Annotated in this window: 24 protein-coding genes; 11 read left to right on the top strand and 13 right to left on the bottom strand. The window is 40.0% G+C overall.

The annotated features are described in order from the left end of the window. Window positions 1-259: 259 nt before the first annotated feature. Window positions 260-517, bottom strand: a complete 258-nt coding sequence (locus AC2CZC_RS20565; RefSeq protein WP_484583218.1) for a hypothetical protein — start codon at window positions 515-517, stop codon at window positions 260-262. Window positions 518-646: 129 nt separating this feature from the next. Further along, complete coding sequence (locus AC2CZC_RS20560) at window positions 647-1,747, bottom strand: hypothetical protein (RefSeq protein WP_484583217.1); 1,101 nt, start codon at window positions 1,745-1,747, stop codon at window positions 647-649. A 449-nt stretch (window positions 1,748-2,196) separates the two neighbouring features. Between AC2CZC_RS20560 and AC2CZC_RS20555 the strand changes: the two genes are divergently transcribed. Beyond that, entirely contained in the window at window positions 2,197-2,637 is a 441-nt protein-coding gene (locus AC2CZC_RS20555) for a hypothetical protein (protein ID WP_484583216.1), read from the top strand. A 1,187-nt stretch (window positions 2,638-3,824) separates the two neighbouring features. Here the strand turns inward: AC2CZC_RS20555 and AC2CZC_RS20550 are convergent. Continuing rightward, window positions 3,825-4,007 carry a hypothetical protein gene (locus AC2CZC_RS20550; RefSeq protein WP_484583215.1) on the bottom strand — a complete coding sequence of 61 codons (183 nt, stop codon included), beginning with the start codon at window positions 4,005-4,007 and terminating at the stop codon, window positions 3,825-3,827. 682 nt (window positions 4,008-4,689) lie between these two features. On the opposite strand from AC2CZC_RS20550, the gene AC2CZC_RS20545 reads away from it, so the two are divergent. Further along, a complete protein-coding gene (locus AC2CZC_RS20545) occupies window positions 4,690-5,547 on the top strand; it encodes a GMC oxidoreductase (protein ID WP_484583214.1) in 858 nt (285 codons plus the stop codon). 402 nt (window positions 5,548-5,949) lie between these two features. On the opposite strand, the gene AC2CZC_RS20540 is transcribed toward AC2CZC_RS20545, so the two are convergent. The 4 genes from AC2CZC_RS20540 to AC2CZC_RS20525 form a co-directional block, all read right to left on the bottom strand. Next, the gene (locus AC2CZC_RS20540) at window positions 5,950-7,977 is read right to left on the bottom strand and encodes a tetratricopeptide repeat-containing sensor histidine kinase (RefSeq protein WP_484584911.1); all 2,028 of its coding nucleotides are present in this window, start codon (window positions 7,975-7,977) and stop codon (window positions 5,950-5,952) included. Window positions 7,978-8,143: 166 nt separating this feature from the next. Then, entirely contained in the window at window positions 8,144-8,422 is a 279-nt protein-coding gene (locus tag AC2CZC_RS20535) for a transcriptional regulator (RefSeq protein ID WP_484583213.1), read from the bottom strand. Further along, window positions 8,415-8,909, bottom strand: a complete 495-nt coding sequence (locus tag AC2CZC_RS20530; protein WP_484583212.1) for a hypothetical protein — start codon at window positions 8,907-8,909, stop codon at window positions 8,415-8,417. Before AC2CZC_RS20530 ends, AC2CZC_RS20535 begins: the two co-directional genes overlap by 8 nt. Before the next feature lie 116 nt (window positions 8,910-9,025). Beyond that, complete coding sequence (locus tag AC2CZC_RS20525) at window positions 9,026-10,147, bottom strand: FAD-dependent oxidoreductase (RefSeq protein ID WP_484583211.1); 1,122 nt, start codon at window positions 10,145-10,147, stop codon at window positions 9,026-9,028. Between the two features lie 101 nt (window positions 10,148-10,248). On the opposite strand from AC2CZC_RS20525, the gene AC2CZC_RS20520 reads away from it, so the two are divergent. Then, window positions 10,249-11,136: a LysR family transcriptional regulator gene (locus AC2CZC_RS20520; protein WP_484583210.1), complete on the top strand. Its 888-nt coding sequence runs from the start codon at window positions 10,249-10,251 to the stop codon at window positions 11,134-11,136. Between the two features lie 138 nt (window positions 11,137-11,274). Here the strand turns inward: AC2CZC_RS20520 and AC2CZC_RS20515 are convergent, their stop codons facing one another. Together AC2CZC_RS20515 and AC2CZC_RS20510 are read right to left on the bottom strand one after the other, a co-directional pair. Further along, window positions 11,275-11,760, bottom strand: a complete 486-nt coding sequence (locus AC2CZC_RS20515) for a hypothetical protein (RefSeq protein WP_484583209.1) — start codon at window positions 11,758-11,760, stop codon at window positions 11,275-11,277. A gap of 745 nt (window positions 11,761-12,505) precedes the next feature. Further along, window positions 12,506-12,748 carry a hypothetical protein gene (locus tag AC2CZC_RS20510; RefSeq protein WP_484583208.1) on the bottom strand — a complete coding sequence of 81 codons (243 nt, stop codon included), beginning with the start codon at window positions 12,746-12,748 and terminating at the stop codon, window positions 12,506-12,508. 202 nt (window positions 12,749-12,950) lie between these two features. Here AC2CZC_RS20510 and AC2CZC_RS20505 point away from each other — a divergent pair, with 202 nt between their 5' ends. After that, entirely contained in the window at window positions 12,951-13,697 is a 747-nt protein-coding gene (locus tag AC2CZC_RS20505) for a type 1 glutamine amidotransferase domain-containing protein (protein ID WP_484583207.1), read from the top strand. A 56-nt stretch (window positions 13,698-13,753) separates the two neighbouring features. On the opposite strand, the gene AC2CZC_RS20500 is transcribed toward AC2CZC_RS20505, so the two are convergent. After that, the gene (locus tag AC2CZC_RS20500) at window positions 13,754-15,976 is read right to left on the bottom strand and encodes a M14 family zinc carboxypeptidase (protein ID WP_484583206.1); all 2,223 of its coding nucleotides are present in this window, start codon (window positions 15,974-15,976) and stop codon (window positions 13,754-13,756) included. A gap of 558 nt (window positions 15,977-16,534) precedes the next feature. Here AC2CZC_RS20500 and gloA2 point away from each other — a divergent pair. Continuing rightward, window positions 16,535-16,924: an SMU1112c/YaeR family gloxylase I-like metalloprotein gene (gene gloA2 / locus AC2CZC_RS20495; protein ID WP_484583205.1), complete on the top strand. Its 390-nt coding sequence runs from the start codon at window positions 16,535-16,537 to the stop codon at window positions 16,922-16,924. Window positions 16,925-17,042: 118 nt separating this feature from the next. Here gloA2 and AC2CZC_RS20490 read toward each other — a convergent pair whose 3' ends face one another. Beyond that, window positions 17,043-18,188 (bottom strand): MBL fold metallo-hydrolase, encoded by a 1,146-nt coding sequence (locus AC2CZC_RS20490; RefSeq protein ID WP_484583204.1) that lies wholly within the window; start codon window positions 18,186-18,188, stop codon window positions 17,043-17,045. Window positions 18,189-18,446: 258 nt separating this feature from the next. Here AC2CZC_RS20490 and AC2CZC_RS20485 point away from each other — a divergent pair, with 258 nt between their 5' ends. From AC2CZC_RS20485 to AC2CZC_RS20470, 4 genes are all read left to right on the top strand, one after another. Continuing rightward, a complete protein-coding gene (locus AC2CZC_RS20485; protein ID WP_484583203.1) occupies window positions 18,447-20,537 on the top strand; it encodes a winged helix-turn-helix domain-containing protein in 2,091 nt (696 codons plus the stop codon). A 77-nt stretch (window positions 20,538-20,614) separates the two neighbouring features. Next, complete coding sequence (locus tag AC2CZC_RS20480; protein WP_484583202.1) at window positions 20,615-20,776, top strand: hypothetical protein; 162 nt, start codon at window positions 20,615-20,617, stop codon at window positions 20,774-20,776. Beyond that, window positions 20,725-21,072 (top strand): GNAT family N-acetyltransferase, encoded by a 348-nt coding sequence (locus AC2CZC_RS20475; RefSeq protein ID WP_484583201.1) that lies wholly within the window; start codon window positions 20,725-20,727, stop codon window positions 21,070-21,072. Before AC2CZC_RS20480 ends, AC2CZC_RS20475 begins: the two co-directional genes overlap by 52 nt. A gap of 30 nt (window positions 21,073-21,102) precedes the next feature. Then, window positions 21,103-21,450 carry a 2OG-Fe(II) oxygenase family protein gene (locus AC2CZC_RS20470; RefSeq protein ID WP_063363221.1) on the top strand — a complete coding sequence of 116 codons (348 nt, stop codon included), beginning with the start codon at window positions 21,103-21,105 and terminating at the stop codon, window positions 21,448-21,450. An 11-nt stretch (window positions 21,451-21,461) separates the two neighbouring features. On the opposite strand, the gene AC2CZC_RS20465 is transcribed toward AC2CZC_RS20470, so the two are convergent. Together AC2CZC_RS20465 and AC2CZC_RS20460 are read right to left on the bottom strand one after the other, a co-directional pair. Then, complete coding sequence (locus tag AC2CZC_RS20465) at window positions 21,462-22,550, bottom strand: linear amide C-N hydrolase (protein ID WP_063363220.1); 1,089 nt, start codon at window positions 22,548-22,550, stop codon at window positions 21,462-21,464. 122 nt (window positions 22,551-22,672) lie between these two features. After that, window positions 22,673-23,548: a LysR family transcriptional regulator gene (locus AC2CZC_RS20460; RefSeq protein WP_484583200.1), complete on the bottom strand. Its 876-nt coding sequence runs from the start codon at window positions 23,546-23,548 to the stop codon at window positions 22,673-22,675. 152 nt (window positions 23,549-23,700) lie between these two features. On the opposite strand from AC2CZC_RS20460, the gene AC2CZC_RS20455 reads away from it, so the two are divergent. Both AC2CZC_RS20455 and AC2CZC_RS20450 read left to right on the top strand, forming a co-directional pair. Then, entirely contained in the window at window positions 23,701-24,375 is a 675-nt protein-coding gene (locus AC2CZC_RS20455) for a type 1 glutamine amidotransferase domain-containing protein (RefSeq protein WP_484583199.1), read from the top strand. Between the two features lie 11 nt (window positions 24,376-24,386). Next, complete coding sequence (locus AC2CZC_RS20450; protein WP_484583198.1) at window positions 24,387-24,995, top strand: glutathione S-transferase family protein; 609 nt, start codon at window positions 24,387-24,389, stop codon at window positions 24,993-24,995. Window positions 24,996-25,017: the final 22 nt, after the last annotated feature.

The following is a 25,017-nucleotide window of genomic DNA, read 5'->3' as shown; positions in this document are numbered from 1 at the left end:
AGATGATATAAACTGAGTGTATATATGTTAACTAACCTCCTTTTAAAATATATTGCTAGCTGGGGTAAGTAAAAACTCTGGTTGGTATTTGCATTGGCTGCTTTGCTGTTGATGAGTGTTCACAGTGCTCTAGAGATAAGCTAGCTAGGGGAAAAGTAAAACCACATATTGGTATAAGGTTTTAAATGAGTAAGGGAATATAAAGTATTGTGAGTATTAGGGAGAGCTTCCTCAGCCCTAATACTTAAACTTTGAAAAGTTATACTTCGCCAACGGCCTGACAAGTGACTACACCTACTTTGTAAGCTGGTGGGTATGTTACTCTAAAGCATTGCGCGATACGTACATTTCTAACGTTTGGGTAGCGACGCTTTAAGTTGAGTATGGCACTGCCTCTGGCAGTATCATAGTTTAGGTACTCAGCTCCACCCCAAGCGCTAACAGTCGCTGCTTGAGCCGCATAGCTGGCTAGCCCAAGCATTGAACCAGCAATAATAGATAACAATTTACGTGTCATTCTTACTCTCCTTGTTTGATATCTGAAGATTATATGTAGTACATTTTGACTACTCGTTAATTGGATTGTATATGTTCTTCCATTTCTCATACGAGGCTTGGAGGTGCAACCCAACCAAGCCCTAAGTATTTATTTAACAGTCTCGATGAAATCAACTAAATCTTTCTCTAAAGATAAGTCAAGTAAAGAGGATTTAATGATGCGAGAAGATAACTTTGATGTGGCAAGTTCATTTTTATTTGTACTTAATACTTTAATCGTTCCTTCACTAATTAATACTTGGTCGCCGGGATTAAAGTACACACCTTTAGTGTCATTGATCAATAAACCTTTATATCCCAGTATACTTGGCACAAAGTCTTCTCCAGGCTGCGCTAGTTCTTTACGCAGGATTGAAGTTTCTTGTAATTTGGCAACTTCAGATATGCGATATTGCAAATAATCACTTAACTTTTCCAATGGCAGAGAAGGGTTTTCACGTCCAGAATACTTGAGTACCGTGACTGTTGAAGTTGTACTGTCTTGTTCCGCTATCTCTGTCTCAATATTTGAGTTTGCTGATTGAAATGTACCGGTGACATAAATATTTCCTTTATTTTGTTCTATGTACGGGCCAACAAAATCAGCAGGAACAAACGAGTAGTTTTCAAAATAACCACAAAACTGGGTGTAAACACCGCGATCAGCACGTTGAGGATCATAAATTGTTCTGTTTGAATTGTCTAAATTAGTCGCATTTGTTGAACCTGGCTTATGTGACCACCTTTGATTGCTATCTCGGCGATACCAGTGATAGTCATAATGGGGTGCTAATACCAGTGCACTCAAAGTCAAGCTATTGCTAAAGTTAGATTTTTTGTAATTCCATAATGAACTAGGTACTTCCCTAAAACCGTCTGCTTTGGCACCTGCGATGACACCCGCACAACTCGCCCCATTGTCAGAATTGAACCCTCGGTGGCCCTTAGCATAGCCAGGTTGAGATTTGGCATTTGTTGGAGAGATACGATTAGCTGCATAATTGTAGCAGTTATTGTAACGCTGGTGGTTGCCTCCAGTGTTCCAATAAGTTGGGTGATATCCAGGGATAAACGGATATATCCTAGAAGATGACTCTGAAACTAATTCTGCCAAATTAAATTGTGTACTACTTACTTCATTTGCACTGACTGCTTGGGCTGCAGCGCTACTAAGCAAGGGGATCAAACAAAGACCAATAAATTTATTCATAATTAAATATTCCTTTTTCATTGAATTTAAACTTCGATTTGAGCATCAATTATCTTTTATGTAAATGATTTGTGTGTTTTTTGATGTGAAAAAATTTCTACTAAATTTTTCTTATTTTTACCACAGAGTTGAAAGTCACCCAGTTATCACTTTAATGTGAATTTAATAACACGTGGCAAGAGTCAAAATGTTGGTGAAAACTTAATCTCAATATTGATTTGGCACTATATTGTAGTAATTTCGGACTGTGTCTTTTAGCAGAATAATAATATAGGGAAGTGAGATCTAGTGATACTAGGGCAATAGCGAGTATGAATTCGTTATATTGTCAAAGTAGTTGTAATTAATTTTACAGTTCAAATCTGCATCCGGTGAGTAAAATATTAACGTCATAATTGGCTTGAATTATGCTTTGAATAAGTATATTTAATAGACTATGTAGGAATTACATGTATATCCAAGGAGTGGGGCAAAGTTATGCCGCAAATGAGCATTACGCCGCTCAGAATAAATCAGACCTAAAAGCCAACACTCGCGTAGTTGGTACAGAAGCTAGTCGTGATGAAGTGATTAAAACTGAGCAGCGTATCGATATGCGCAATATCTCACCTAATGAATATAACGAATTAGTTCGCACTGGCGTGGCGGAGTTACCCGTTCCCATGGTGTTGCCCGGCGGGCGTATTTACCTTGACGGTCGTCAGGCTGATATGGGGGACGTTAAAACAGACTATATCGGTCAAATTGAACAGTCTATTGAGTTTAATCAGGGGATCGGCGACTTTGATCAGGTTGCGTTTTTGAAGGACAGATTGGCAATTGTAAAAGGATTGCATGGTCAAACTTTTATCCCTTCAACGTTTAGCCAAAGCGTAGACATAACAGCATGAATTAAGTCTTTTGAGTGAAATATTGAGTCGGACTTGGCGCAACTTTGTAGCGGATATTGATAGGATTGAAAAATGAAATTGTGTCTCAATCTGCTTTTTATAACGTGCCTTTAGCGCTTTCTTATTCTGGCTCTTTTGTATTGCACCCTCCTTATATCAATAGTCATAAAAAGCTACCTTGTTCTTAGTTAATAGCCTTTCCTGGCATATTAACTTTTCTTAGTACTTTTAAAGGCTTACTATTTTATGAGTGCTGATGTCATACTTTGTAGAACTTGTACATCACAATCTACAGTTACAAGATAAGATATAGCCTCATCATTAATTATCCTCGAGATAGATTATCTATTCGCTAGCCTTCGATGCTAGCTGTCATCGTTGGAAGAGTCCAAACCTTCTAAATGATGTACCTATGATGAGTTTTTTAATTTGATGTTTAATCGAATACATGATTTTGGAAAAAAGAAAATAATTTATCAACTGAAGTGGATTTCGGTAAACTTTTAGTTGAGTTACTTTTTAATAAAAACCATCAAGGAAACGTTTTTGTAGGAGTACCTAAACGTGGATATCTCAAGAGTTTAAATTCAATTAATAATTACATGTATAATAAAGATTCGGTGATAAAATTTTTTGTTCAATAAGGTTGTGAACTTAAGGTGGCATATAAGGGATTTTGAATTTTGGGTGTTCTTAAATCTTTTTATGGATTAGATGGCATTGTTATAAACTTAAAAATGTATTTTAAAGGGGTGATGCAGGCCGTAAAGATAGAGCTAGGGGAGAGGTTAAATTTGTTTGTATTTTTATTGTTTATAATTCGGGCTATATAAAATATATTTTAATTTGGGCGGTGATACTACCGTGACTAACATTTAGAGTGTTAATGAAGTTGGTTAGCTTCCATTTTACAGTGATTGGATTTTAACCTTCATTTATAGCGATGGACGGTATGCCAGAACTTACCCCGTACATGGACGCAGATATTACTGAGGATTTAGCTCAATTTGAGAAGTAAAAATATAAATATAATAAATTCAGTAATTTGATGGTTAACGGTGTTTATATGGTGGGTTGGTTTTTTATATTTTTGGTGGGTTAATTGGTTTTGCTTTTTAATGTTTTATGATGTTATTAATGTGCGATGGTTCTTTAAGCCCCATTTTATCAATGGGGCTAGGTCAATATTAATGAGGGTCTATTGGTACTGGGCATTGATCACTGGGGTTACCACCGGTACCACTGCAAGAGTAACCATTTCTTGATAACCTATATGATGAACCACCTGCGATATTTGGGGTTTGTTGAGAGTTTATAGAGAAGTCTTCATTTAGCTTTTTAAGCTTTTTCTTTTTTAATGCTAGATTCATTTTTTTTCCTTAATTTTAATATAACGCTCCTAATGCGTTGAGATTAAATTACATCAGATTTTATTGGTTGTAAATATTTAATTTTGTTTTTTAAATTTCGGTTTCTTATTTGTGTGTTTTTTAAGATGTGGTGGGGTGTGGTTGATTTGTTTATTTAATGGGTTTTACTTATTTTTAATAGTTTTAGGAGAGTAACTTTAAATTAACCTTATCATCTTGACTAGGGTTTTAAAACAATCTTCTCAGAAAAAGGTGATGTTTATGAAGGGGTGGGATAAGGGAATTTGACTTAATATTTTTTGTATTAAATGATAATATATAGTGTTTCTGGGTGGATGAAGTTCAGTGAAAGAAAGTGAAGAAATGAGGCGTAAGTTTTATGGTCATCTTTATAATTAAATTAACCTTTCCATATTTTTATGGCAGTGGATAGCGTTTACTAAGATTGCCGCTTACATAGCTTTGTCCAACGCGTGTGTATATGATTGAAGAACCTTCAAAAATGTTAGGTGATTGTTGAAGGTTTATAGGTGATAATTGATTTAATTATTTAAATATTCTCTTGTTTTCTGGAGAGTGTTTGGCGATGTTTGTGTGAGGTATTTAGGATTTTTATGATTATTTAAATAATAAACCCTGTCATGCTAGTCATCAGTTTAATCATTTTTTTACAACCGAAGTTATGGGCATACCGAGTCGCGCTTGTGTGTTACTTGAGCCTTTACACTCTCCGAGTCTGACAGAGGTTACTAATACAGGTTTGCCAAAACTGAGTCATTATGTTGATAATTTTTGGGGACAAAATGGCGACTTATTTGCCTCACAGTTTTGTAATAAAGGTGTACGTCTAGCGAATGGTGGCCCGGGATCTGCTGAGTGTGATTTCTTATTTGGCGATAAAGGGCAGCAGCCTAAAGCCTATCTGGAAGAAAATCACGCGTCACCATTTACCAAGATGGTGGTTTACCCAGTTTGGTATGAAGAAACCGTGTCTATCCAAAATACGCTCATGATGGGAGTTTGTCGAGATACGGCCCCTGGTCAGTTTGTAAAACAGTGTGATGGTACGTTTGGCTTATCATATCCACAGACACTAGAGATTGATGGTAAGTATGAAGGGGGTATGGGCGATTCGATCAATACAGCATTAAATGCTTGGAAAGAAACCAATACTGCCAACTTGAGTGAAAACGACCAACGCAAACTGGCGCGTTTTAAAGGGTATTGCTGTCCACTACATTGCAGTAATAATACGCAGCGTACATTGGTTGCAAACTCGAATGTTGAAAACGAACATTTTGATGTAACTTATGGCATGACTCCGCATCCATTAGGCGGCTGTGTGCTAGGTAAAGCATGTAATAACTATGGTGCACTTAAAGACGCTAGGGGCGCTGTTACTCCTGGGTTGTACGTGGTTGATGGTTCACTCATCCCAGGTAGCACTGGTGCTTGTACGCCAGCTTGGACAATCGCAGCTGTAGCTGAGCATTGTATGGCTGAAATTGCGCCGGAAATTAAGCAAAAAATTACCCGTTAACACTAAGTAGGGTAAAAACATGACTGTTGATTTTGAAAATTATACTAAGCTACCAAGCAAGCATGGCTATGACGGTGATTACGCAAATGCACTGGCTTAATTGAGAAGTGGCATTAATCAAATAGATAAGCAACTTATCAGTTTGTCGCAGAACGCTTCTCTAAGATATCAGAAATCGGCGATTAAAAAGCCATTTTTCATCAGCCTGTTGAAGACAGTAATCGTGAGCATTGGGTATTAGCTCAAGCGATTGAAAATGCAAAAGAAATGGCGTATCTGGGTTTTTAACAAGAGAGCTAATGGGTGTATTGCTAAAGCATTCAAAAGCCACGCAAGCTAAACGCGTTCGAGGTTTGTAATTACCTTACTCACTTTATGCTACCGCCTAAGTATTTGGGCGGTTCACACCATGTTAGCTGCTTTCATTTTAGGGATTTTAATTATAAACCTTGCACCATTCGCCTGATGCTCATAGCGGATCTCGCCATTTAAAACATGGACAACTGAGTTATAAGCGATATTCAGACCCAGCCCTAAATTTCCTTCGCTGAGTTGGCTAGTATAAAAGGGGTCAAACATATGCTTTTGATCGTCCTCAGAAATACCTATGCCATTGTCTTGATAGGTAATCAGCACATAATTACCATCATTCTTGACCTTAATATCAATGTACTTAGATGATTGCTGTATAAAACCGTGCGCACAAGAATTGTTTACAAGCTGAGAAATGACCTTTATCAAGGTTTCTGGGTGAGAGTGAATATCAACGGTATCGCCAGTAACTGTCAAAACAATGTCAGGTTCGATGCTTTGTGAAATGAGTGTGCACCTTTGAGTCAAAAAGCCAAATACTTCAAAGTTGGAAGCGTCACTGGTATCTAAATTCGCTGCGATTTGTTTAAAGCGAGCGATCATATCAGCAGCGCGCCCTGAATTGTTAGCGGTCAAAGCCAGCATTTCGGATGCTTCTTCTAAGAAGATTTTTAATTGTGTTGCACTGAGCGTTTGATCCGACAGCAGTTGACGTATTTCTTTTAGCTTTTCTTCAAGGCATGAGGCTGACGTGACAACAAGCCCTAACGGTGTATTAAGTTGATGAGCCATGCCTGATACTAAAGTTGTCATTGCTGCCATTTTTTCGGCTTCTAGTAATTGGTTTTGGGTCGCTTTCAAATTGTCTAGCGTTTCAATTAAGATGAGGTTTTTTGTTTTTATTCGCCGTACAAAATAGCCAGTGAGTAATATAATTATCACCATGGCGATGAGCATGATGATTAACTGTGTTTTAACCGCTTGGGTATTGAGCTGGTGAATCGCATTTTCTTGAGTCAGTTTGGCAATATCACGTTCCTTTATGGCTAAGTTCATTTGGGTCGCATGAAAAGCAACGCCTATTTCAGCCTGTCCTTGTAAAAACTTGAGTTTGCTTTGCATCAGCAAAGCGGATGTGTCGAGTGCACTTTGTAAGTCGTTGACTTGTTGATAGTACATTTTGAGCAGCTGATAGGCTTCTGACTTTTCTTTGTGCCTGATGTGTTCGTCACTTAATTTGATGATTTCTTTTAAGTGTGTTTCCGTGCCTTGATACGCTTTTTGTGAAAGCTTAATCTTCATGAGGTCTATTTGCGGCCCAATGCTATCAGCGATGGCATTGCTGTTCTTGCGTATTTTTGTCGCGCGTTCTAAGTGTTGTTTTGCAAGTTCAAGCTCACCCAACGCGATATAGGTTTTACCTAGATTATGGTGAGACCAAGAGCTATGGTATGTGAACTCGTTTTGCTCTCTAAGGTTTAAGCTTTGCTTATGAAATGCCAATGCTGTTTGATATTCGCCTAAGCCAAAATGCGCTTCTCCGAGATTGTTCAAACCAACAGCCATTTGTTGAGCGAGGTCTCTTTGTTTGGCGTCTTGATAAAATCGTTGAAAATAGGCCTTTGCATCTTCATAGCGACTTAATTTTAAATAGACATTACCGATGTTGTTTTCGGTTTGTCGAAGAAATAGCTCAGTGTCCATTAAGGCCGCAAGTTTGTAGCTTTCTAGGTAGTTCTCAAGGGCCCTTTCATATAACCCCATACGAGTTAATGCGCCTGCTGTGAGGCTATAATAACTGTATAAAATGGTGGGGTCTGAGACTTCAATACTCATTTTTTTACACTGTGACAAAGTCGATATTGCACTGTGCATGTCATCAGTTTGAATTTGAAACCAAGCCTTACCATATAACAAACGGATTTTTTGTCTGGTACTCAGCTGTTTATCAAACTTAAATAAAAAGTACTCGGTGGTCGATATCGCTTCTAATGGGGATTGAGAAGATGCACTGCGTATTTCTGCTCTGATTTCTTCAAATTCAGCCTCGGTGAATGATGCAGCGAGGGCATTGAGACTAACAAACAACAATATCCAAGTAATACAACGTAACAACATCAAACGTTGGCTCTCTAATCAACTACTGAACACTAAGCATAGCAGCTAGGCTTTTTTTAACACGTGTCTATTTGAAGAAAACTCATTTAATAAAAATATTAATTTATAAGTACTTATACTTTGGATTAATTAAGCGCTGAAAGTTACTCAGCGCTTTTAATGATGACTAGGCTATGATTTTTTTTAATGCTGCGACATGGGTGTTAAATGCCGTTCTGCCATATTCTGTGAGGGATACCCAAGTACATGGGCGGCCTTGGTTGCTGCGTTTTGAAGTCACAATATACTCAGCTTCTTCTAATACTTTTAGCTGCTTTGATAACACGGAATCGCTGACATCTAGCTGTAATTTAATCAGTTTAAAGTCGAGCTCTGCGCTGGTGGCCAGCATAGCGCAGATCTGTAAGCGGTTTGGCGCGTGGATAATGGGATCTAGTTCACTCATTAGGGCGCTCCGCATTGACAACTTCACCTGTCGGATACATTCGTTGTAACCAAACAAGCACACCACCACACATTAGGCCGCATACCCAAGGAATAAAACTCAACTCAGTAAATAGCGTAAGCTCGCGGCTTATAACAACCATTACTGCAAAAAATAGTGCGCTATAAATGTTGAGTTTTTTACTGGCATTGGAGCGGGGCAGTATGACAGGCTTGATCCCTAATAAATGACAGCGGTATAAGTAAATTACGACAGAGAACGCAAATACGGCCCCGCCGACGATCATCATGAGTGCCCATTGATTTTCGTGTCGCATTAAGCCATACCCTGCGACAATCGCGCCATAGCTCAAACCTGTAATGGCACTTAGCCACATTGGCGGGCGGCTATGTTCAATGGTTTCTTGCTGCGTGGATTGAATGCTTGCAAGCGCTTGTTTCGCTGCATCTTTATCTATTTCTGTGATGTTATTTTGTGTATTTTTCATTGTTCGCTCTCCTTAACTTTCCACAATGGAAACTAAAACTTAGCCTACACTTTCCAACTTGGCAAGTAAAAGCTTTCCATAATGGAAAGTTTAAAAAGCGATATTTAATGAATCAGCTATGAAAGTAGATTAGGAGCGGTTAAACCTTGCATCCAAAGCATACGCAATTTTTCAGGGTCCATTTTTACCGGCTGCTGAGGTATGTCAGAGAAAAATTGCTTAGCCAAATGCCGACCTATTGATTGTGCTGTCGTAGTTTTGTTTATTCGCGTTTGGTAAAAGTGATTTAGTGCGTCAGGTATCGCTTCATGCTGATTGAGCAAGTGGGTTAAATGCCACACATCTTCGAGTGCTTGGCTCGCTCCTTGGCCAGAAGTTGGCAGCGATGCATGGGCAGCATCACCGATCAGCACCACGTTGTTTTGATGCCAATAAGGGAGTGGCTCTAGATCGTGGACAAAAATATGATTGCAACTATGTATATTTGCCGTATGCAGTATTGTGTTAATCGCCTTTGGCCAATGTTTAAATCTGCATTGTGCTTCGTTGAACCACTGTTTTGTTGTGTAATTTTTATTTATGTCACAGGCCCAAGCAGCAGCCCAATAACATGAGTCAGCTGTTGCTGGGACAATGCCAAAGCGCACGCCATTTTCACGAAATTCCTGAATAGGGTTGTTCTTGACACTTGCTGGGGTCGCACTGGTGCCAATGAGGTTGATAAACCCTTGGTAAATAGGTTCAATGGGTGTTTGAAAAATCGCAGCTCTTACTTGAGAGTGCATTCTGCCATCGGCACCGACCACAAGGTCAAACTGACTAGAAAGCTTAGCTATATCTTGGCTATTAATTGGTGTATTAAAGTGACACAAGATGTTGAGCTGCATGACCTGATCATACAAGCAAAGCATTAAGTCTTTGCGTAAAATACTGATGCTTGGATAGCCACATTCTTGGCTGAGTTGTGAAAGATCTAATTTTGAGAGTACTTGCCCTTGCTGGTTCATTTGCTGGACACCGCATGGTTGCACTCCAATTTCAGAGATGGCCTTAGTTAACTTCATTTTATCCAACACAAACATGGCATTAGGCCATAGCGTCACGCCTGCGCCAATTTGCGATATTTCACTGCGTTTTTCAAACACCTCTACATCAAAGCCTTGTTGTGTGGCAAAAATAGCCATGCTTAGGCCTGCGATACCTGCGCCAATAATTGCTATACGTCGAGTATTTTGCATTTTACATATCTCCATTTAAATCTTAGCCAGACTTTGACAAATATAAATAGTGGGATAAATTGGCAGTTATGATTTTCATAATCCCAAATTATGAGTGAATAGTGCTGGATAAAATTGAACTAAAATGGCTAAAAAGTTTTGAAGCTGTGTTTTTACATTTAAGTTTTAAACAGGCGTCTGAGCAACTGGCATTGCCAACGTCTAATGTTAGTCGTCATGTTGCGTTATTAGAACAGCAATTAAATGTGCGCTTATTTGAGCGTACAACCCGAACAATGCGCCCTACAGAGGCTGGAAAAAAACTCTATGACTCTACCAGTTCGCTGTTGGATTCCTTACAAAGCGCTTTACAAGAAACGTCTTCGCAAACAAATCATGTGTCGGGTCATCTAAAAATCATAACGCCAGACCTTCCGTTTATGGGAGAAGTACTCGCAAGCTTTGTCGCTCAATACCCCTCAATAGCGCTAAGTTGTGATACGCAGTTGGAGGCGAAAGAAGGCATCGTTGATGGCTTTGATATTGTAATGAGCTTTAATCGTGGCAGCATGGCGGACTCGGGTTGGGTGGCAAAAGAGATAATCCGATGGCCAAGTTGTATAGTCGCTTCTCCAAAGCTGTTGGCGCTTTATCCGAAACCGAAAAGTTTACAAGAGTTGAGTTCACTGCCTTGTATAACCACGCTAAGCGTGATGCAAGGGGCGCCTTGGCGTTTTAAAGGGGATTATTTATTAACAGTGCAATCAAGTTATAAAGTGAATAGCGGTAATATGGCCAGAGCGGCAGCTATTCAAGGGCTTGGGTTTGCAATATTACCTTTTCATGCGTGTGAAAAAGCCATTGAGCAGGGCCAACTCATGGAGGTAAAATTAGACCGTGAGCCTGAAGATTTAGTATTAAATGCTTTTTACTCGGGGCGGAAATATCCGCTTGAGAAAGTGAAATCTTTTATATCGCATATGAGTGAACATTTATTGCGTAGTATATAAACAGGTTGAGGTTAAGTAAAAAGTTAACTTTTATGAGGATATTGCGATATGCGTTGCAAGTGTGCAGTGTGATTTAAATATCTCTATTGAATAATTAGGGGCTTATACAGTATAAGCCCTTTAAATTAATTTAATCGATTATGGCTCGAAGCCACAACGAAAGACTCTCGTTACACGTCTTTCTGTACGGCAATTGGTCTCAACTTCACGTGTACGAGTTTCAGTACGGCTTGTTTCCAATACTTTGTTCAGCGTACCGCTGTAATGCACAAAGTCAGTTCTAAGAACCCCATAATCATCTCTATACCAATATACTTGTTGTTCCGTTTTAGTTTTACTGCTTGGGCAGCTTGAAACGGAACGTGCATATTCAGTAACCGATTTTGAAAATGGCACTTGAGAAGGATATATAGGTTGATTCCAAAGGTAGCCTCTATGAAGTACGCCATCGTATTGACAGTCTTTTAATGTCACTGTGTAGGTTTCTGTTTTTTTATCACACACGCGGACATTGCGTTCAATCTCTTCCCAATATCCCATACCACCAGGGCAGTTTGGCCGAGCATTTGCTAAGCCACTCGTTAAAGTTATTGCTGCAACAGAAAGTGCTAATATTGATTTCATATTTTTTCCTTAATTATTATTTATCAATCAGAGTTAGAATCTGATTTTGTATTCAGGCATCTCAAGTATTGGAACAATACAGAAAGAACAGCGATGAATTTTTTACTTATTGCTTTTAAGAGCCAAAGAATAATTATTATCCGCTCTATGTAAGTGACTTTTGTATATATCTATAAACTATCGCCTTGAAGATAAATGTTGCTATTGAGTGTCAGTTTCGGTTGTGTATAAATTAATCCAAAATATCGTCAAGTTATCTAAACCAACCAATTTGCTGCTTTAAAAGTAACTAAAGACATTCATCTTATGAGTGATTTCATCTTTTTAATTATTGTTTAACAACTTTTTCATTATTAAATATTGATATATAAAAGTTATATTTTCAATAGTGTTAAATGTTAAAATATCTTATTTTAATAAAAGCAATATAAATCATGCTTTTACTTAAGAATATTATTGGGTAGGGATTGATAATTTCGATAGTAACAAGAATTGGGGGAATTCTTGTTGCGGAAAAGTCTGTTGGTTTGGTGGTTCTGCACTTATGTTTGTTGAACTGTAACCCTTGCATTGTGCTTTAGCTAATAACCGGACTTTCAGTTATTTACATTACAATACAACATAGCAGTAAGGATAAAAGCATAAGTTGTTATCATTTTTATTGGAGGGCTTTGAATCTTTGGTATTAATAAAAAGCAAACCCTGATTATCTTTGTAAGCTGAATAGGGTTTGCTCACTTTAGCTTTAACGTTCTACATGCCAATATACTTTTTCAACGTCTAAATAACCGTTTGCAGCACGGCATCTAGGCACCCATGCATTATCCCAGTACCTTGAGATATCGAACCACAATTGTGTGTGAGTTGTTTTATCTAAGCAGGTAACAAAGTAGTAGCGAAAATTAGGATCACTGTGATCAGAGGCACTCACGTTTGCGCTGATTAACATAGAAGCGCTAAATAACGACAATAGTATTTTTCTATTCATTAATTTTCCTTTTAATTTTTGAACACAAGTAGGGTAGAACCCAAGTACAGGTTAATATGTATAAAAAAAGTAAGTCAATAGTGTTCTTGCTCTACCAATTTGCAGCTGACAATGTGGATTGAAATTTTGTTATTTATATTTAAACCTTTTCGTTTTTATTAGCGTCAAATCTTAATGTAGTTAAAGAATAATAAGGATAAAAATGAAGTATTTATTTTCTCTACTGTTGTTATTGTGTGGTTTGCTATCTTTTGATGTATTGGCTGACGATAGAAAAAAAGTACTAATTATCACGTCTAATTTGGTACATATGGGAGATCCAGACAAAAGTGATGCAAGAAACAATTTATGGGAAGTGGCACCGCCATATCATGTTTTTGTAAGTCATGGAGTTGATGTTGATTTTGTCTCCCCAAAAGGCGGTAAAGTCGAGTTTCAAATGGAAGCCTATGGTATCAGTGCCTATACCATGAAATATGAAGGCTTTACTGAAAAAACCAATAATACTTTGAGTCCGTCTCAAATTGACCCAAGCCAATATTGGGGCGTGTACATAGGTGGTGGCTACGGCCCATTATTTGACGTAGCAAGCAATAAAGATTTGCAAAAAATCATCGCCGATATCTATGAAGCCGGAGGCATTGTTGGCTCAGCGGGACATGGTGCGGGTGCATTTTCAAATGCAAAGTTGTCTTCAGGTGAATTTATGATCAAAGGTAAAAAAGTCGCGGGCTTTCCAAATTCGACTGAGCGACGCAAAAGCTGGGCAAAGCAAGGGACCTTATTGCCATTCTTAGTTGAAGATCAATTAAATAAAAATGGTGCGATTGCGCAAAACAAAACCACGATGAAAGATAAAAAAGCAGTGATTAAAGATGAGCGTATTGTCTCTACGATGTTTATGTATTCTGCTGCGATTGTGGCTAAAGAAATGATGTTGTCTAAGTAATGACCGATATTATAATGCTCAGCAGCATCTATGTTGCTGAACATTATATCGTTGTTTTAGTTTACGGTGATAAATTGAAAGGTTTCATTGTATAGCCCGTCATTGTCTCTAACTACAAACGCCACTCTGTATTGCCCTGCTGCTGGGAAGGTAAAGGTCTCCTTCACATTACCCGGTAGGTAGTGAGCATCGATACCGAAGCGCCATAATCGTTCAACAATGTGACCGTCAGGATCTGATGCACTAGATGAATCAAACTCACATGTGAGATTGCTGCACTGATAGGTAAAGTTGGCAATTGGTAGATATTTACCATCCAAGTCGAATACGGCATGTTTTACTGCGGAAATATCATTAGCATCTTCTACGACGAGTGTGACGTAATAAGTGCCTGCCATTTCATGAACATATTCTATCTTTTCACCTGAGTACTCTTGGCGGGATGTTTCAGCGCCAATAAACCAACGGTATTTTAAGCCTGGTTTATCATCCGTGCTTTTTGATGCATCAAATTGGCAAGTACCATAAGTGCAAGTCGGGGTAAAATCGGCAACTGGCGCTTGGTTTTGTGCACTTGCATCATCGTCAATCGTCAAGTACTTCGCATATTTAACGCCCCATTGACCGGTAACATCTTGGGCTTTGAGTATTAAAGTGTAACGACCATCACCCCAGTCACTTGTATCGAGAGCGTAGTTTAACTGTTCTTGCGGTGAGTCATAAATACCATCGGCTGCAGGGAGTTTAAGTCTTTGCACAACGCCTTCGCCTTGCTTTTTAATTATCAGTTTAACTTTTTTGACCGCTTGGCTTGGTGGTAATGGTGATAAAGTTTGGTAACCAAAAAAGTCATCATAAATGCCTGCGGTTAAATTGATGGGGGTGCCTGGTGGTACTGCAACATCGCCGGCTCCCTCTAGTTTATAATCAAGTATCTGAGGGCCGCCAGATATTTTATAAGGTGCTTTTGCAACTTTTGCGGCGTAAATCAGGGACTTTAATGTATTTGGGAAGATCTCACCTTCAAAGTTGCCACAGTGCTCAAAAAACTCTCTTCCCAGCTCATAGGTAAAAGATGCAACACCTAATTGACCATAGGCATAGCCTCCGGCAGAGCCGCCAACATGAAAGCGGTTGCCTACCTGATAAGCCGTATAGCCATTATAGGCAGCCAGTCGATGTCCTAACATGGACAAACCCGCTGAATTGGGTGCAGGAGTGCGCAAGTGTGACCATGGCCACATGATCATACCGCCATGACTATGAATATCAATAAATAGCCCTGCGGTATCCAGCGGTGCTGCGTCTGTGTCTAGCTCTCCGCGATTATCTTCAAAAATACTGTTGATATAGTTTTGTATAACTTGTGTTTCTGGTTCTGATGCTGCTACAGGACCTTGGTATGTATTGGAACATTGTTCATCTGAGGAATAGGGTGTTGAGTTCCAGGCAAAGTCGAAATTACGATTTAAGTCTGCGCCGATTTGCTCTTCGTTCGTGGCGCAATAGGCGGTGTTGGCGTTCTTTCGCCATTCCTTACCAAGCTCTGCATATTTTCGACCGTCAGGGTTGGCTATCAATAAAATATGGATTTCACGCTGGTTTAAAATCCACTTGATGTCAGGGTTTGTGCGTCTATTTTCTAATAGATGCTGTGCAAACTTGATGGTTGTTGCCCCAGCTGTATATTCTCTGGCATGCAGAGCACCTTGCATGTACATGGTGGGGAGCTTTTTATTTTTGTTTCTTTTTTTATTTTTGATCACAAGTACAGTGAGGTCGTGGCCGCCAAGACCTTGTTCTTTTTTCCATGACTGTCCAATCTGCTTTAACTCGACAAAGTTTGGATATTTTTCTGCGAGTTGTTCGGCAAGTTCATATGTTTCTTCAAGCGTTGGATAACATGGAAAATTAGGTATTCCAGATTCTTGGGCCGTAGTTGGCGTGCTTTGGCTCGCTTTAATTAATGCATTTGCAGCACGGTTTACCGGTTGAGGTGGTGTGTGTTCTAAAATGATGGCACCGGAGGAGCGGGCGGATAAAAATTCTGCTTCGCTGAGTGAAACAATAAGCGCATTGTGTAAGGTATCGACAATTTGTCCATGGTATTTTCTTGCATATTCAATCCTTTGCTCCTCATTGGCAAAATAGACAGAATAGTCTTTATACATGTGTTGAGATGTGCTGACACTATCTGTTGAACTAGTGTGCGCATACAAGGGGAATGTTACAGAGCTTAGTGCTAGCAGCATGCTTGTTGTTATTAATTTTTTTAACATTTTATCTCCTTCAATTGTGAGCGGGTAGTGTAATTACTTCAGGTAAATAGACCTCCTTTTTGATTTATTTTGTTACATACATTGATGGGAGTGTAAAATGTTATTTTCTATTCGCTTGGAATGTGTTGATTAAAAATACGCCTTTTTAAGGGCGGTATTTTATCTTTTTTAAACGGCTGTTTAATTTTTATATCTCACTTTATCAACATATTGCCGTTTTTACTTTTCCTTTTTTTATATCATGTTCATTCTGTGGTATGTCATAATTTCAGCTGTGTTTTTATTAATATATTTATTGGTATGGCTGCTCTTAAATGTACTTTAATTGATTTTTATCTTTTTTTATCGCGATAGGGTACATGGTTTTAGACGGCGAGGAGGGCAGATATCGAAGTTTATTTTTGGATTTACCTAATTAGAGTGATTACTCAATTATGTACTTTTTACCTGAAAGTAATGCTTAACTCATTTATAATCTAGAACAACTTTCTTGTTAGGCGTAACCTAGTCTATTGTTACCCTGTTTTGACGGATATTCAATTTTAGTGGTGGTTAAGTATGCTCAAGGGTATTCATCATATAGCAATTATTTGTACTGATTATGCAGTTTCTAAGGCTTTTTACACAGAGGTACTTGGTTGCAAAGTACTGGCGGAAAACTATCGTGCGCAAAGGCAGTCGTATAAGTTAGATCTAGCATTACCCGATGGCCGTCAAATAGAGCTATTTTCATTTCCTAACCCTCCCAAACGCCCAAGCCGACCTGAGGCCGCAGGGCTGCGCCATTTGGCATTTCAAGTTGAAGACATAGATGCTGTGATTGCGCATTTACACGCACATGATGTTGAAACTGAGCCGGTTAGAGTAGATGAATATACACATCAGCGCTTCACCTTTTTTCAAGACCCTGATGGGCTACCATTGGAGTTATATGAGGTGAAAGCTTGATTGGTCTGAAGTGTTAACAGTACTGCGTTTGTCGAAAAAGATAGAGGGCAAAGTTTAGACCTCTATCTTTTAAGCGCAGATGTATTACCTAGTGCGGTGTTTTAACATGTTCAATGCGCTATTTGTTGATCTTAATCCAAGCTTGCTCGCCGATATATTTACTTTTCCAGCTGTCGTTTAGATCGGGTTTTATGGCGGTGATCTGTCCCATTTCATTACGCACGATTTGAAATGTTTCGCCTTCCTCACCATCTAATAACCTGAGTGTGTTTTGTGATATTGCTTTGAGGCTGAAAATAAAGTGATTTTCACTTCTTGCAATTACGGTCTCTCCTTGAAGAATGAGCTCAAACGTGTGTCCTTGCTGGGTTTTGTAAAAGCCAAGTAAGGCACTTTTGTCTTGTTTATTCAGCTCGTACGGAGCCGCTTGTATAAAGTTTGTGATGGCACGAATTCGATGGATCGGGTTAAATGCTCGGTTAGGAAAGTGCAGCTTGAAGAACGAAGTAATTTGCTCGTGTTGCGCAATTTTCTCTGGATTTAATCCTTGATTTACTAACTCGGTCACTAAGCCTTTGAGGGCATAACTGTGCTGTATTTGCTCAACAATATGTGCTTTGTTAAAAAGCAGCTCGTTTTTATAGGTGCCACCTGGAACGATCACCGTGTTTTCGTCGATGAAGTTGAGTGTTTTTTGCAGGCCATTTATGTGACCACTTATACCTTTAGGACCCAAATAAGTGAGCCAATCATGCCTAAAGCTATCGGCGGTAAACATAACGTTAGCTTCTTCTAAGAGAATATTTATCTGGCCATAAGAATGTCCCTCACTTTTGATCGTCCGTATATTTTGCCCGCCAAAATACATACTAAACTCATCTCCAATGAGCATTTGTGTGTAAATATCGCGATATTTCAACGCTTTGTGCGAGATGATTGTGGCCCCTTTGTTCGCAAAGTGTTTATTTAGTTGGGTATTGTTACCATCATAGTTACTGTTGATAACGTATTTAACGGGTAAAGGGGATATCTTTTTTAGCTCAGCTTCAAAGTTTTTCACGTCATAGGCAACCATACTGTTGATCAATAGCAAACCATCTTTGCCGGCGACGACGCCAAATCCTAAATTCATGGTTTTCCAATGTTTTGTCAAAATATGTACATTGTCGCTTAGTTTTTTGTGCGAATAACTAGCATGTGCTTTGACCCAAGGTGCGATCATAAGCGATGCCATAATTGCCAGTTTGAAGAATGTATTTCTCAAAGATGTGTCCTCTATGTTATCTCGTTGCCACTATTTTCAATATGATGTTTAACAGTGCAATGAAGGTAGGCTGATGCTTTGCTGTGGAAAAATATTTATATTTTTATCATGGGCTTATTGATTATTTGTTTAAGCATTTAGGGCGCAAAAATGATGACATAGAGGTACAAGCGTGTTAAAAAATGGTCGGTATTGGGCCGCAGTGGGATCAGGTTGGCTAGCGGTTAGGGATATGATTGAGTTAGAGAGAGCCTTGCTTTGAAAGAGTTTTACATTAATGAGTTCCACGTAGATATGTACCGCTCTCAAATTCGTGTTGACGGCAAAGTGCATAGTGTCGAGCCAAAAGTCTTGCAAGTGTTGGCTCTTTTGGCAGAGCATCAAGGCGAGGTTGTCACACATGAGCAATTTTTAGCGCAGATATGGCCAAACATGGTTGTTGGCCCAAATGCCATCCAACGCTGTATTGCACAGTTACGCAAAGTACTCAATGATGATGTCAAAACGCAAGCCTTAATTATGACTCACCCAAAAATTGGGTATAGTCTAATACCAAGTGTGCAATGGACTAAACGAGCCGTAAAAAACGACTTATTAATGAATGCGTGTCCAAGCAAACAAGCCCTATCAGAAAGCACAGCTGGATCTTCGTTCAAAAAATGGGGGTTGGGAGTCGCGATTTTATTTGTTGTTAGTCTACTTACTTGGCAGTTAATGCCACCGATGAATAACGCAGAGCGTGTGCTTAGGATCAATAAGCTTGAGGCGATAACCGCAACAGACTACAGAGAGATCAAACCCAGCTTTTCACCCGATGGCCGCTATATTATTTTTCAACGTCATTTAGGTGGTTGTCAGAATGAACTATGGGCGAAAGACCGAAAAACCAATCGAGAGTATCGATTAACCAAAGAAGTTGGTTACTATGGTTCGCCAAGCTGGTCGCCAGATGGTCAGCAAGTGGTTTTTTCAAGTGTTGCAGCGTGCCAGCAAACGCAGCAGTTAACTGGCTGTAGTGAACTTCGAGCACTGTCGTTTTCAGTGGCGAAAACACAAGCGCAGCAATCTCGGCGTTTGCTAGCTTGTGATGGTAAAGATTATGATTCTCCTGTTTGGATAGCAGATGACAAAATTGCATTTATTAATAGAGGATCTGAGGAAGAACACGTTGGTATCTTGTCGTTAAAAGATAATAAGGTAAGCGTTCTTTACAAGCCGGAAGATAAAACGCTTTATTTTCTTGATTATGGATATATGCAAAATAAGATTGCGATATCAGAGCGCGATGCCATCAATCGATTTAGCTTGGTTACGATAGACATGGAGACACAGGCACAAAATCGCATTGAACTTGAGCCAAACCCCCAACACAAATACGCTAAGTTTTGGCAGCTGAGTTGGCATCCGAGTGAAGAGTCACTGATCACCGCTGCAAATAACGGTTTGTACAAAGTTGATATGAAGGGGCGGTTTCATGCTTACACCCTGCCAATGGCCGAGCATATTTACACTCCCAAGTTTCACCCTAATGGCCATACTTTAGTCGCCTCTATGGGGGCGTTTGATTACGACCTTGGGTTTGGCAATATTCATCATTCTGAGCCAACAAGGTTTGCGCGCAGTACTCAAAACGAGTTTAGTGCGAAGTTGCAACCAAATGGGGAGCATATTGCATTTATCTCTGATCGCAGTGGGTCGAGGCAAGTATGGCTGGCGGCAAAAGAGCGAGCATCAGACATTATGCCTTTACAGCTTAGTCAGTTTACTCAAAACCAGTTTTTACAAGATTTTGTTTGGTCACAAGATACCAGTGTAATCATTGCCGCAGCGGGACATTCGTTACATTTATTGGATTTAAATGGGGAGCATACCAGTATTGCGACCCCGTTTGAAATTGTTGACGTTTATCAGGCGCTGAGTGAAAACCGCGTGTTACTAAAAGCGGTCGTGAATGACGCGTTTAAACTGGTTTTGTATGATTACAGTAGCCATGAATATAGCTTGTTTACAGCTAATAAAGTGAACAGTGCTCGAGTTGGTAGTCAGAAGCAGCTTTATATACTCAATGAAAATGGCAACATTTATGTGAATCACGGTTCTGATTTGAGCTCGCTGTTCGATACAGCAACATTAGGTTTAAATCAACTTCTCGATGTGCAAGGTGAGCTGATTTTTGCTGCTTCAAGAAATGGCAAAATTTGGCAGGTTAATATGCAAACTCAAGTAAAAACTGTGCTGTATGAAGGGCCAAGAAATATCGATATATTCTCAGATTTCAATCCCAAAACTGGCGATGTGTTATTTTCACACTTGGCGTCCAGTAAAAATGAGATAGTGATATTAGAGTAGTCAATCGCTGGTGACTTGTGACACTATAAAATGCAAATTTATAAGGAAGCTAAGACGACTTAAAAGGAATAAGTAAAATGGCGATTATCCGCATGGCAACGCAATCTGACTTAACAGGGATAGTAAAGCTGTTTAAAGAGCTCAGGCCTCATGATCCTGATCTATCTCATGATGCTTTAATATCTGGTTGGAAAACATTGAACAAGATTCAAATAACCACCTTATTGTTGCTGAATTAGACGGTGAGATAGCATCCACTTGCCAGCTGGCGATTGTACCGACACTAACAAATGGTGTGCGGCCGTTTGCCGTTATTGAGCATGTTATTACTGGGGCGCTATTTCGGCGCAGAGGGCTGAGTGAAAAGGTCATCGAGGCTGCTGTTGAGCTGGCTTGGCTGCAAGGGTGTTATAAAGTCATGTTGTTGTCTGGTGAAACTCGAGCCGCCGCTCATGGGGTATATGAGAAAGTAGGCTTTATTTCAGGGACTGAACGCGGCTTTGTGATTAAAAACCCTCACCTCGATAAAAATTAATGCTTTATATTTGAGTTTGAAAAGGGAGAGATGGTGCTAAAGCAGCTATTCAAGTGGCAAGTTGGTCGACAAAAATCTGGCTATCATAAAATGCTGCTTATGGGCGCACATTGGCCTGTTAAGTTTGATGTTTATTTACTTAAGTTCCCAGAAGGCTGTGAAGTGCCTAAGCATGTTGATGAAGTCTCTTCAGGCCGTCACTTTAGATTGAATCTCGTATTGAAAAAAGCCAACAAAGGTGGCGAGTTTGTGTGTCAGTCGCCACTTTATGAATCTGACAGAGTAAAGCTGTTTCGACCTGATCGCTGTATACATTCTGTGTCTAGGGTAGAGAAAGGAGAGCGGCTGTTACTCAGCATCGGTTGGATCCGATGCTGAGCACATATGAGTTAGGCACCAATACGGCATATCTCATCTGGGATGAATAAGTTGGGGCTGTATGGGTCGAGCACAGGTGTAAGTAGCTCGTTGACTTGACCTTCATAGCTATTATTGATGACCTGATTGTCTGAGCTGATGGTGACCATATCTAAGCACTTCACTGGCTCATTAAAATCAAATGTATGTAGGTCCACCCAAATGGTGTTGGCGGTACGAGCATTACTAAAGTAATATTTTTGCTCGCTGTGATTGACTAACGTTGTCCAAAGCGTATTTGAAATGTTTGGGCTTTCAGTCATTTGCACATTATATCCAAGCGGTACACAGGCATTCGCCACAACTGATTTTGCTTGAGCGAGTGCTTCATCATGGCTGGTCGGGGCATTCATATGGCTAATATAGAATAATGCGCGTTCAAATCTGTCTGCAGAAAATGGTCCACCCGGTATGGTGTGACTGGCGGCAATATTTTCATCTGACCATTGCCACTTCCAATATGCATCAATTTTTAATTGCTGGTCATAACTAGGGTCGTTGGTCATCACGACATACTCATCTTTGCTGTGAATGTAAAACTGACCGTTGTACACTTCGATGATAGCAGAGTTACCTGTTACATCCGATACAGATAGGTGTAATGTTGCAGGTTTGCCGTCACTGTTTGGCACATCTGCTGACACCAACTCAATTTTTTGTTGCTCGAATTCGCTGACAACTTCTTTTACAAAAACGAAATTATCTAAAACATATTGCACCCAACGCAGCACGCTCAGTTGTCCTTCTTTGCAAGGCTGGTCTTTCGCATAGGTGGCATTGCAATCGTAGAGTACGTTTGCGGCCAGACCCATAGAGTTCATGCCATCAGAAGACGCCCAGCCACTTTGCTCGTCACCGACCATTGCAACGACACTGGCATATTTTGAGCACCATTTTAGCGCTTTTTCGTTATCTTTTTTGTTATCAGAAATGGGCATGCCTATTTTGTTTAGGCCTTTATCAAAGGTAAATAAGCTAGTAGGTAAAGGGAACATCCAGTCCATGTTTCTAGCTGTTGCAATGTACTTGCGATTGAGGTTATTTAGCACTCGAGTACACATCGACTTTCTCCTTAAACACGCTTGATACGTGATGAGTATGGGTTAATATCGTCTTTGATAGTAATCCTGAGTGCCAAGAAAAAACATTACACTTTATAACAGCTTAATCAGAGCATGGTTGATCAAAAGTCTTGAAAATGTTGCAGTAAATAGTCGATGGCCAAACGCGCACGTAGCGGCTGAAATTGACGGTTTTGATATACAATCCAACTCGTTGCGCCCGAACTCCAAAATGGCTTTAAAATAGGCGTCAGTTGCCCTGCCTCAATGGCGCTGTCAAAAGTACGTTCTGGCATATAGGCGATACCAAGCCCTTGCATGCAAGCAGACACTACAACGTTCGCATTGTTGCTGCGCCAGTTTCCCTTTACCTTGTACCCTTGCTTTGTGCCATCCACTAAAAATGACCATGTATCGTTATTAGCAATAATACAGTTATGGTGTTTAAGCTCAGACGGGTGACTGGGTGTCCCGTTTTTGGCTAAGTATTCGGGGCTTGCCACAGCCATCATTGAGCGGCTGATGAGCTTGCGAGCAATTAAATTTGAGTCATGGAGCTCACCATAGCGAATGGCGAAGTCGATGCCATCTTCAACAAAATTAACCATACGGCTGTTAAAGTCGATTTCGATGGACAGTTCAGGGTGAAGCTTGGCAAATGCCATCAGTGCAGGGGCGATGTAATTTTCAGCAAAACCGCCTGCGGCACTGACGCGTAAAGTACCACTTAAATTAAATTGTTGCTGTGCGAGTTGCTCATTGGCTTGTTGCAAGCCAGTGATCAGATGCTTGCATTGCTGATAATAAAAGACGCCATTTTCTGTGAGGTTGATTTGTCTTGTTGTTCTGGCAAACAGGCTACAGCCTACACGTTGCTCGAGTCGAGAAATTTGTCGACTGATATGACTGGTGCTGCAATTAAGTACTTTTGCAGCCGATGAGAACCCGCCGCTTTCAGCAACCGCTACAAATTCAAAAACACCATCAAAGCTATCCATCAAAAAACGCCTACTCTTAAGTTTAAATTTGATAAATGCGAGAACTATTTTTGCTAAATAGCAAAAGAGTTTCACTGATTTAGCTAATTATCATTTATTTGGAAAAAATATACAGTACTAATCAAGATAACTTAAGCCAAAGGATAGTAGAGATGAAAAAAGTTCTGATCCCAGTTACTAATCATGCAACGTTAGGAGACACTGATCAGCCTAACGGAACGTATGCTCCTGAACTCACTCACGTTGTTGCAGTGCTCAATGCCAATCACATTGAGTTTGATATTGTATCACTGAAAGGCGGTAAAGCGCCGTTATACGGCACAGATGCAGAAGGTGACCAAGTAAATAGTGATATTCTGGCAGATACGGCATTCATGCAAAAAGTTGACAATACGCAACCGGTTAGTGACGTAAACATAGATGATTATGACGCTATTTTTTACCCAGGTGGTTTTGGTTTGTTAAGCGATTTAGCCACAGACACAACCATGAGTAGTTTGGCAGCAAAACACTATGAGTCTGGTGGCTTGATTGCGGCGGTATGTCATGGACCGGCGGCTTTATTGCCTATCACGTTAAGTAATGGCAAAGCGTTACTGGCAGACAAAAAAGTCACGTCATTCACGCGAGAGGAAGAAGTCGATTTTGGCACCATTAATGACATTCCTTTTTTGTTAGAAGAGTCACTAACGAGATTGGCGGCGCAGTTTAATAAAGTACAGCCTTGGCAGAGCTTTACAATCGAAGACGAGAGAGTGATCACAGGGCAAAACCCGGCCAGTGCGCACGCAGTCGGCGAGTTACTTGTGAAGAAACTGACTGGGTAAGGAGCCAAGTAATGATTACCGTTCACCATTTGAATGAGTCTCGCTCGACACGGGTTATTTGGTTGCTTGAAGAGCTCAAAATGCCTTTTGAGGTTGTGCATCATCAAAGAGATGAAAGTACCAAGTTAGCACCATCTAGCTTAGGTGAAGTACACCTACTAAATAAAGCCCCTGTGATTGAACATAATGGTCACGTATTGTGTGAGTCAGGTGCCGTATTGGAGTACATTCTAGATCAAAATAATGAAGGTCTGCTTCGTCCCGCTAAAGACGACGATACTTACTATGCGTACTTAGAGTGGCTGCATTTTGCAGAAGGCTCGCTCGGGCTGCCAGTGATCACCTACTTGTTGATGCAAATGGAAACTCGTTCGGGTGACGCGCCATTAGATGGATATATTGCGAAAGAACTGAATTTAGACCTTAGTTACATTGATGAGACCTTGGCTAAGCGAGCGTATTTTGCAGGTGATGAGTTTAGCGCTGCAGATATCATGATGACGATTTCACTAGAAATAGCAGGCAGCTTAAAGCTACTGGAAAATCGACCCCATATTCAAGCTTATTTAACTCGTGTTCAAGCACGGCCTGCCTATCAAAAAGCGCGCACTTTTGGATAAATAAAAAGAGCTGAGTTCAGCT

Source organism: Pseudoalteromonas sp. MMG033 (genome assembly GCF_057197785.1).
This window is presented reverse-complemented; position numbering and strand designations above follow the sequence as displayed.

Bases quoted from the DNA above. Each gene is read 5' to 3' on its own strand.
- AC2CZC_RS20565 (WP_484583218.1), bottom strand. From the start codon at position 517: ATGACACGTAAATTGTTATCTATTATTGCTGGTTCAATGCTTGGGCTA.
- AC2CZC_RS20560 (WP_484583217.1), bottom strand. From the start codon at position 1,747: ATGAATAAATTTATTGGTCTTTGTTTGATCCCCTTGCTTAGTAGCGCT.
- AC2CZC_RS20555 (WP_484583216.1), top strand. From the start codon at position 2,197: ATGTATATCCAAGGAGTGGGGCAAAGTTATGCCGCAAATGAGCATTAC.
- AC2CZC_RS20550 (WP_484583215.1), bottom strand. From the start codon at position 4,007: ATGAATCTAGCATTAAAAAAGAAAAAGCTTAAAAAGCTAAATGAAGAC.
- AC2CZC_RS20545 (WP_484583214.1), top strand. From the start codon at position 4,690: ATGGGCATACCGAGTCGCGCTTGTGTGTTACTTGAGCCTTTACACTCT.
- AC2CZC_RS20540 (WP_484584911.1), bottom strand. From the start codon at position 7,977: ATGTTGTTACGTTGTATTACTTGGATATTGTTGTTTGTTAGTCTCAAT.
- AC2CZC_RS20535 (WP_484583213.1), bottom strand. From the start codon at position 8,422: ATGAGTGAACTAGATCCCATTATCCACGCGCCAAACCGCTTACAGATC.
- AC2CZC_RS20530 (WP_484583212.1), bottom strand. From the start codon at position 8,909: ATGAAAAATACACAAAATAACATCACAGAAATAGATAAAGATGCAGCG.
- AC2CZC_RS20525 (WP_484583211.1), bottom strand. From the start codon at position 10,147: ATGCAAAATACTCGACGTATAGCAATTATTGGCGCAGGTATCGCAGGC.
- AC2CZC_RS20515 (WP_484583209.1), bottom strand. From the start codon at position 11,760: ATGAAATCAATATTAGCACTTTCTGTTGCAGCAATAACTTTAACGAGT.
- AC2CZC_RS20510 (WP_484583208.1), bottom strand. From the start codon at position 12,748: ATGAATAGAAAAATACTATTGTCGTTATTTAGCGCTTCTATGTTAATC.
- AC2CZC_RS20505 (WP_484583207.1), top strand. From the start codon at position 12,951: ATGAAGTATTTATTTTCTCTACTGTTGTTATTGTGTGGTTTGCTATCT.
- AC2CZC_RS20500 (WP_484583206.1), bottom strand. From the start codon at position 15,976: ATGTTAAAAAAATTAATAACAACAAGCATGCTGCTAGCACTAAGCTCT.
- gloA2 (WP_484583205.1), top strand. From the start codon at position 16,535: ATGCTCAAGGGTATTCATCATATAGCAATTATTTGTACTGATTATGCA.
- AC2CZC_RS20480 (WP_484583202.1), top strand. From the start codon at position 20,615: ATGGCGATTATCCGCATGGCAACGCAATCTGACTTAACAGGGATAGTA.
- AC2CZC_RS20470 (WP_063363221.1), top strand. From the start codon at position 21,103: ATGGTGCTAAAGCAGCTATTCAAGTGGCAAGTTGGTCGACAAAAATCT.
- AC2CZC_RS20465 (WP_063363220.1), bottom strand. From the start codon at position 22,550: ATGTGTACTCGAGTGCTAAATAACCTCAATCGCAAGTACATTGCAACA.
- AC2CZC_RS20460 (WP_484583200.1), bottom strand. From the start codon at position 23,548: ATGGATAGCTTTGATGGTGTTTTTGAATTTGTAGCGGTTGCTGAAAGC.
- AC2CZC_RS20455 (WP_484583199.1), top strand. From the start codon at position 23,701: ATGAAAAAAGTTCTGATCCCAGTTACTAATCATGCAACGTTAGGAGAC.
- AC2CZC_RS20450 (WP_484583198.1), top strand. From the start codon at position 24,387: ATGATTACCGTTCACCATTTGAATGAGTCTCGCTCGACACGGGTTATT.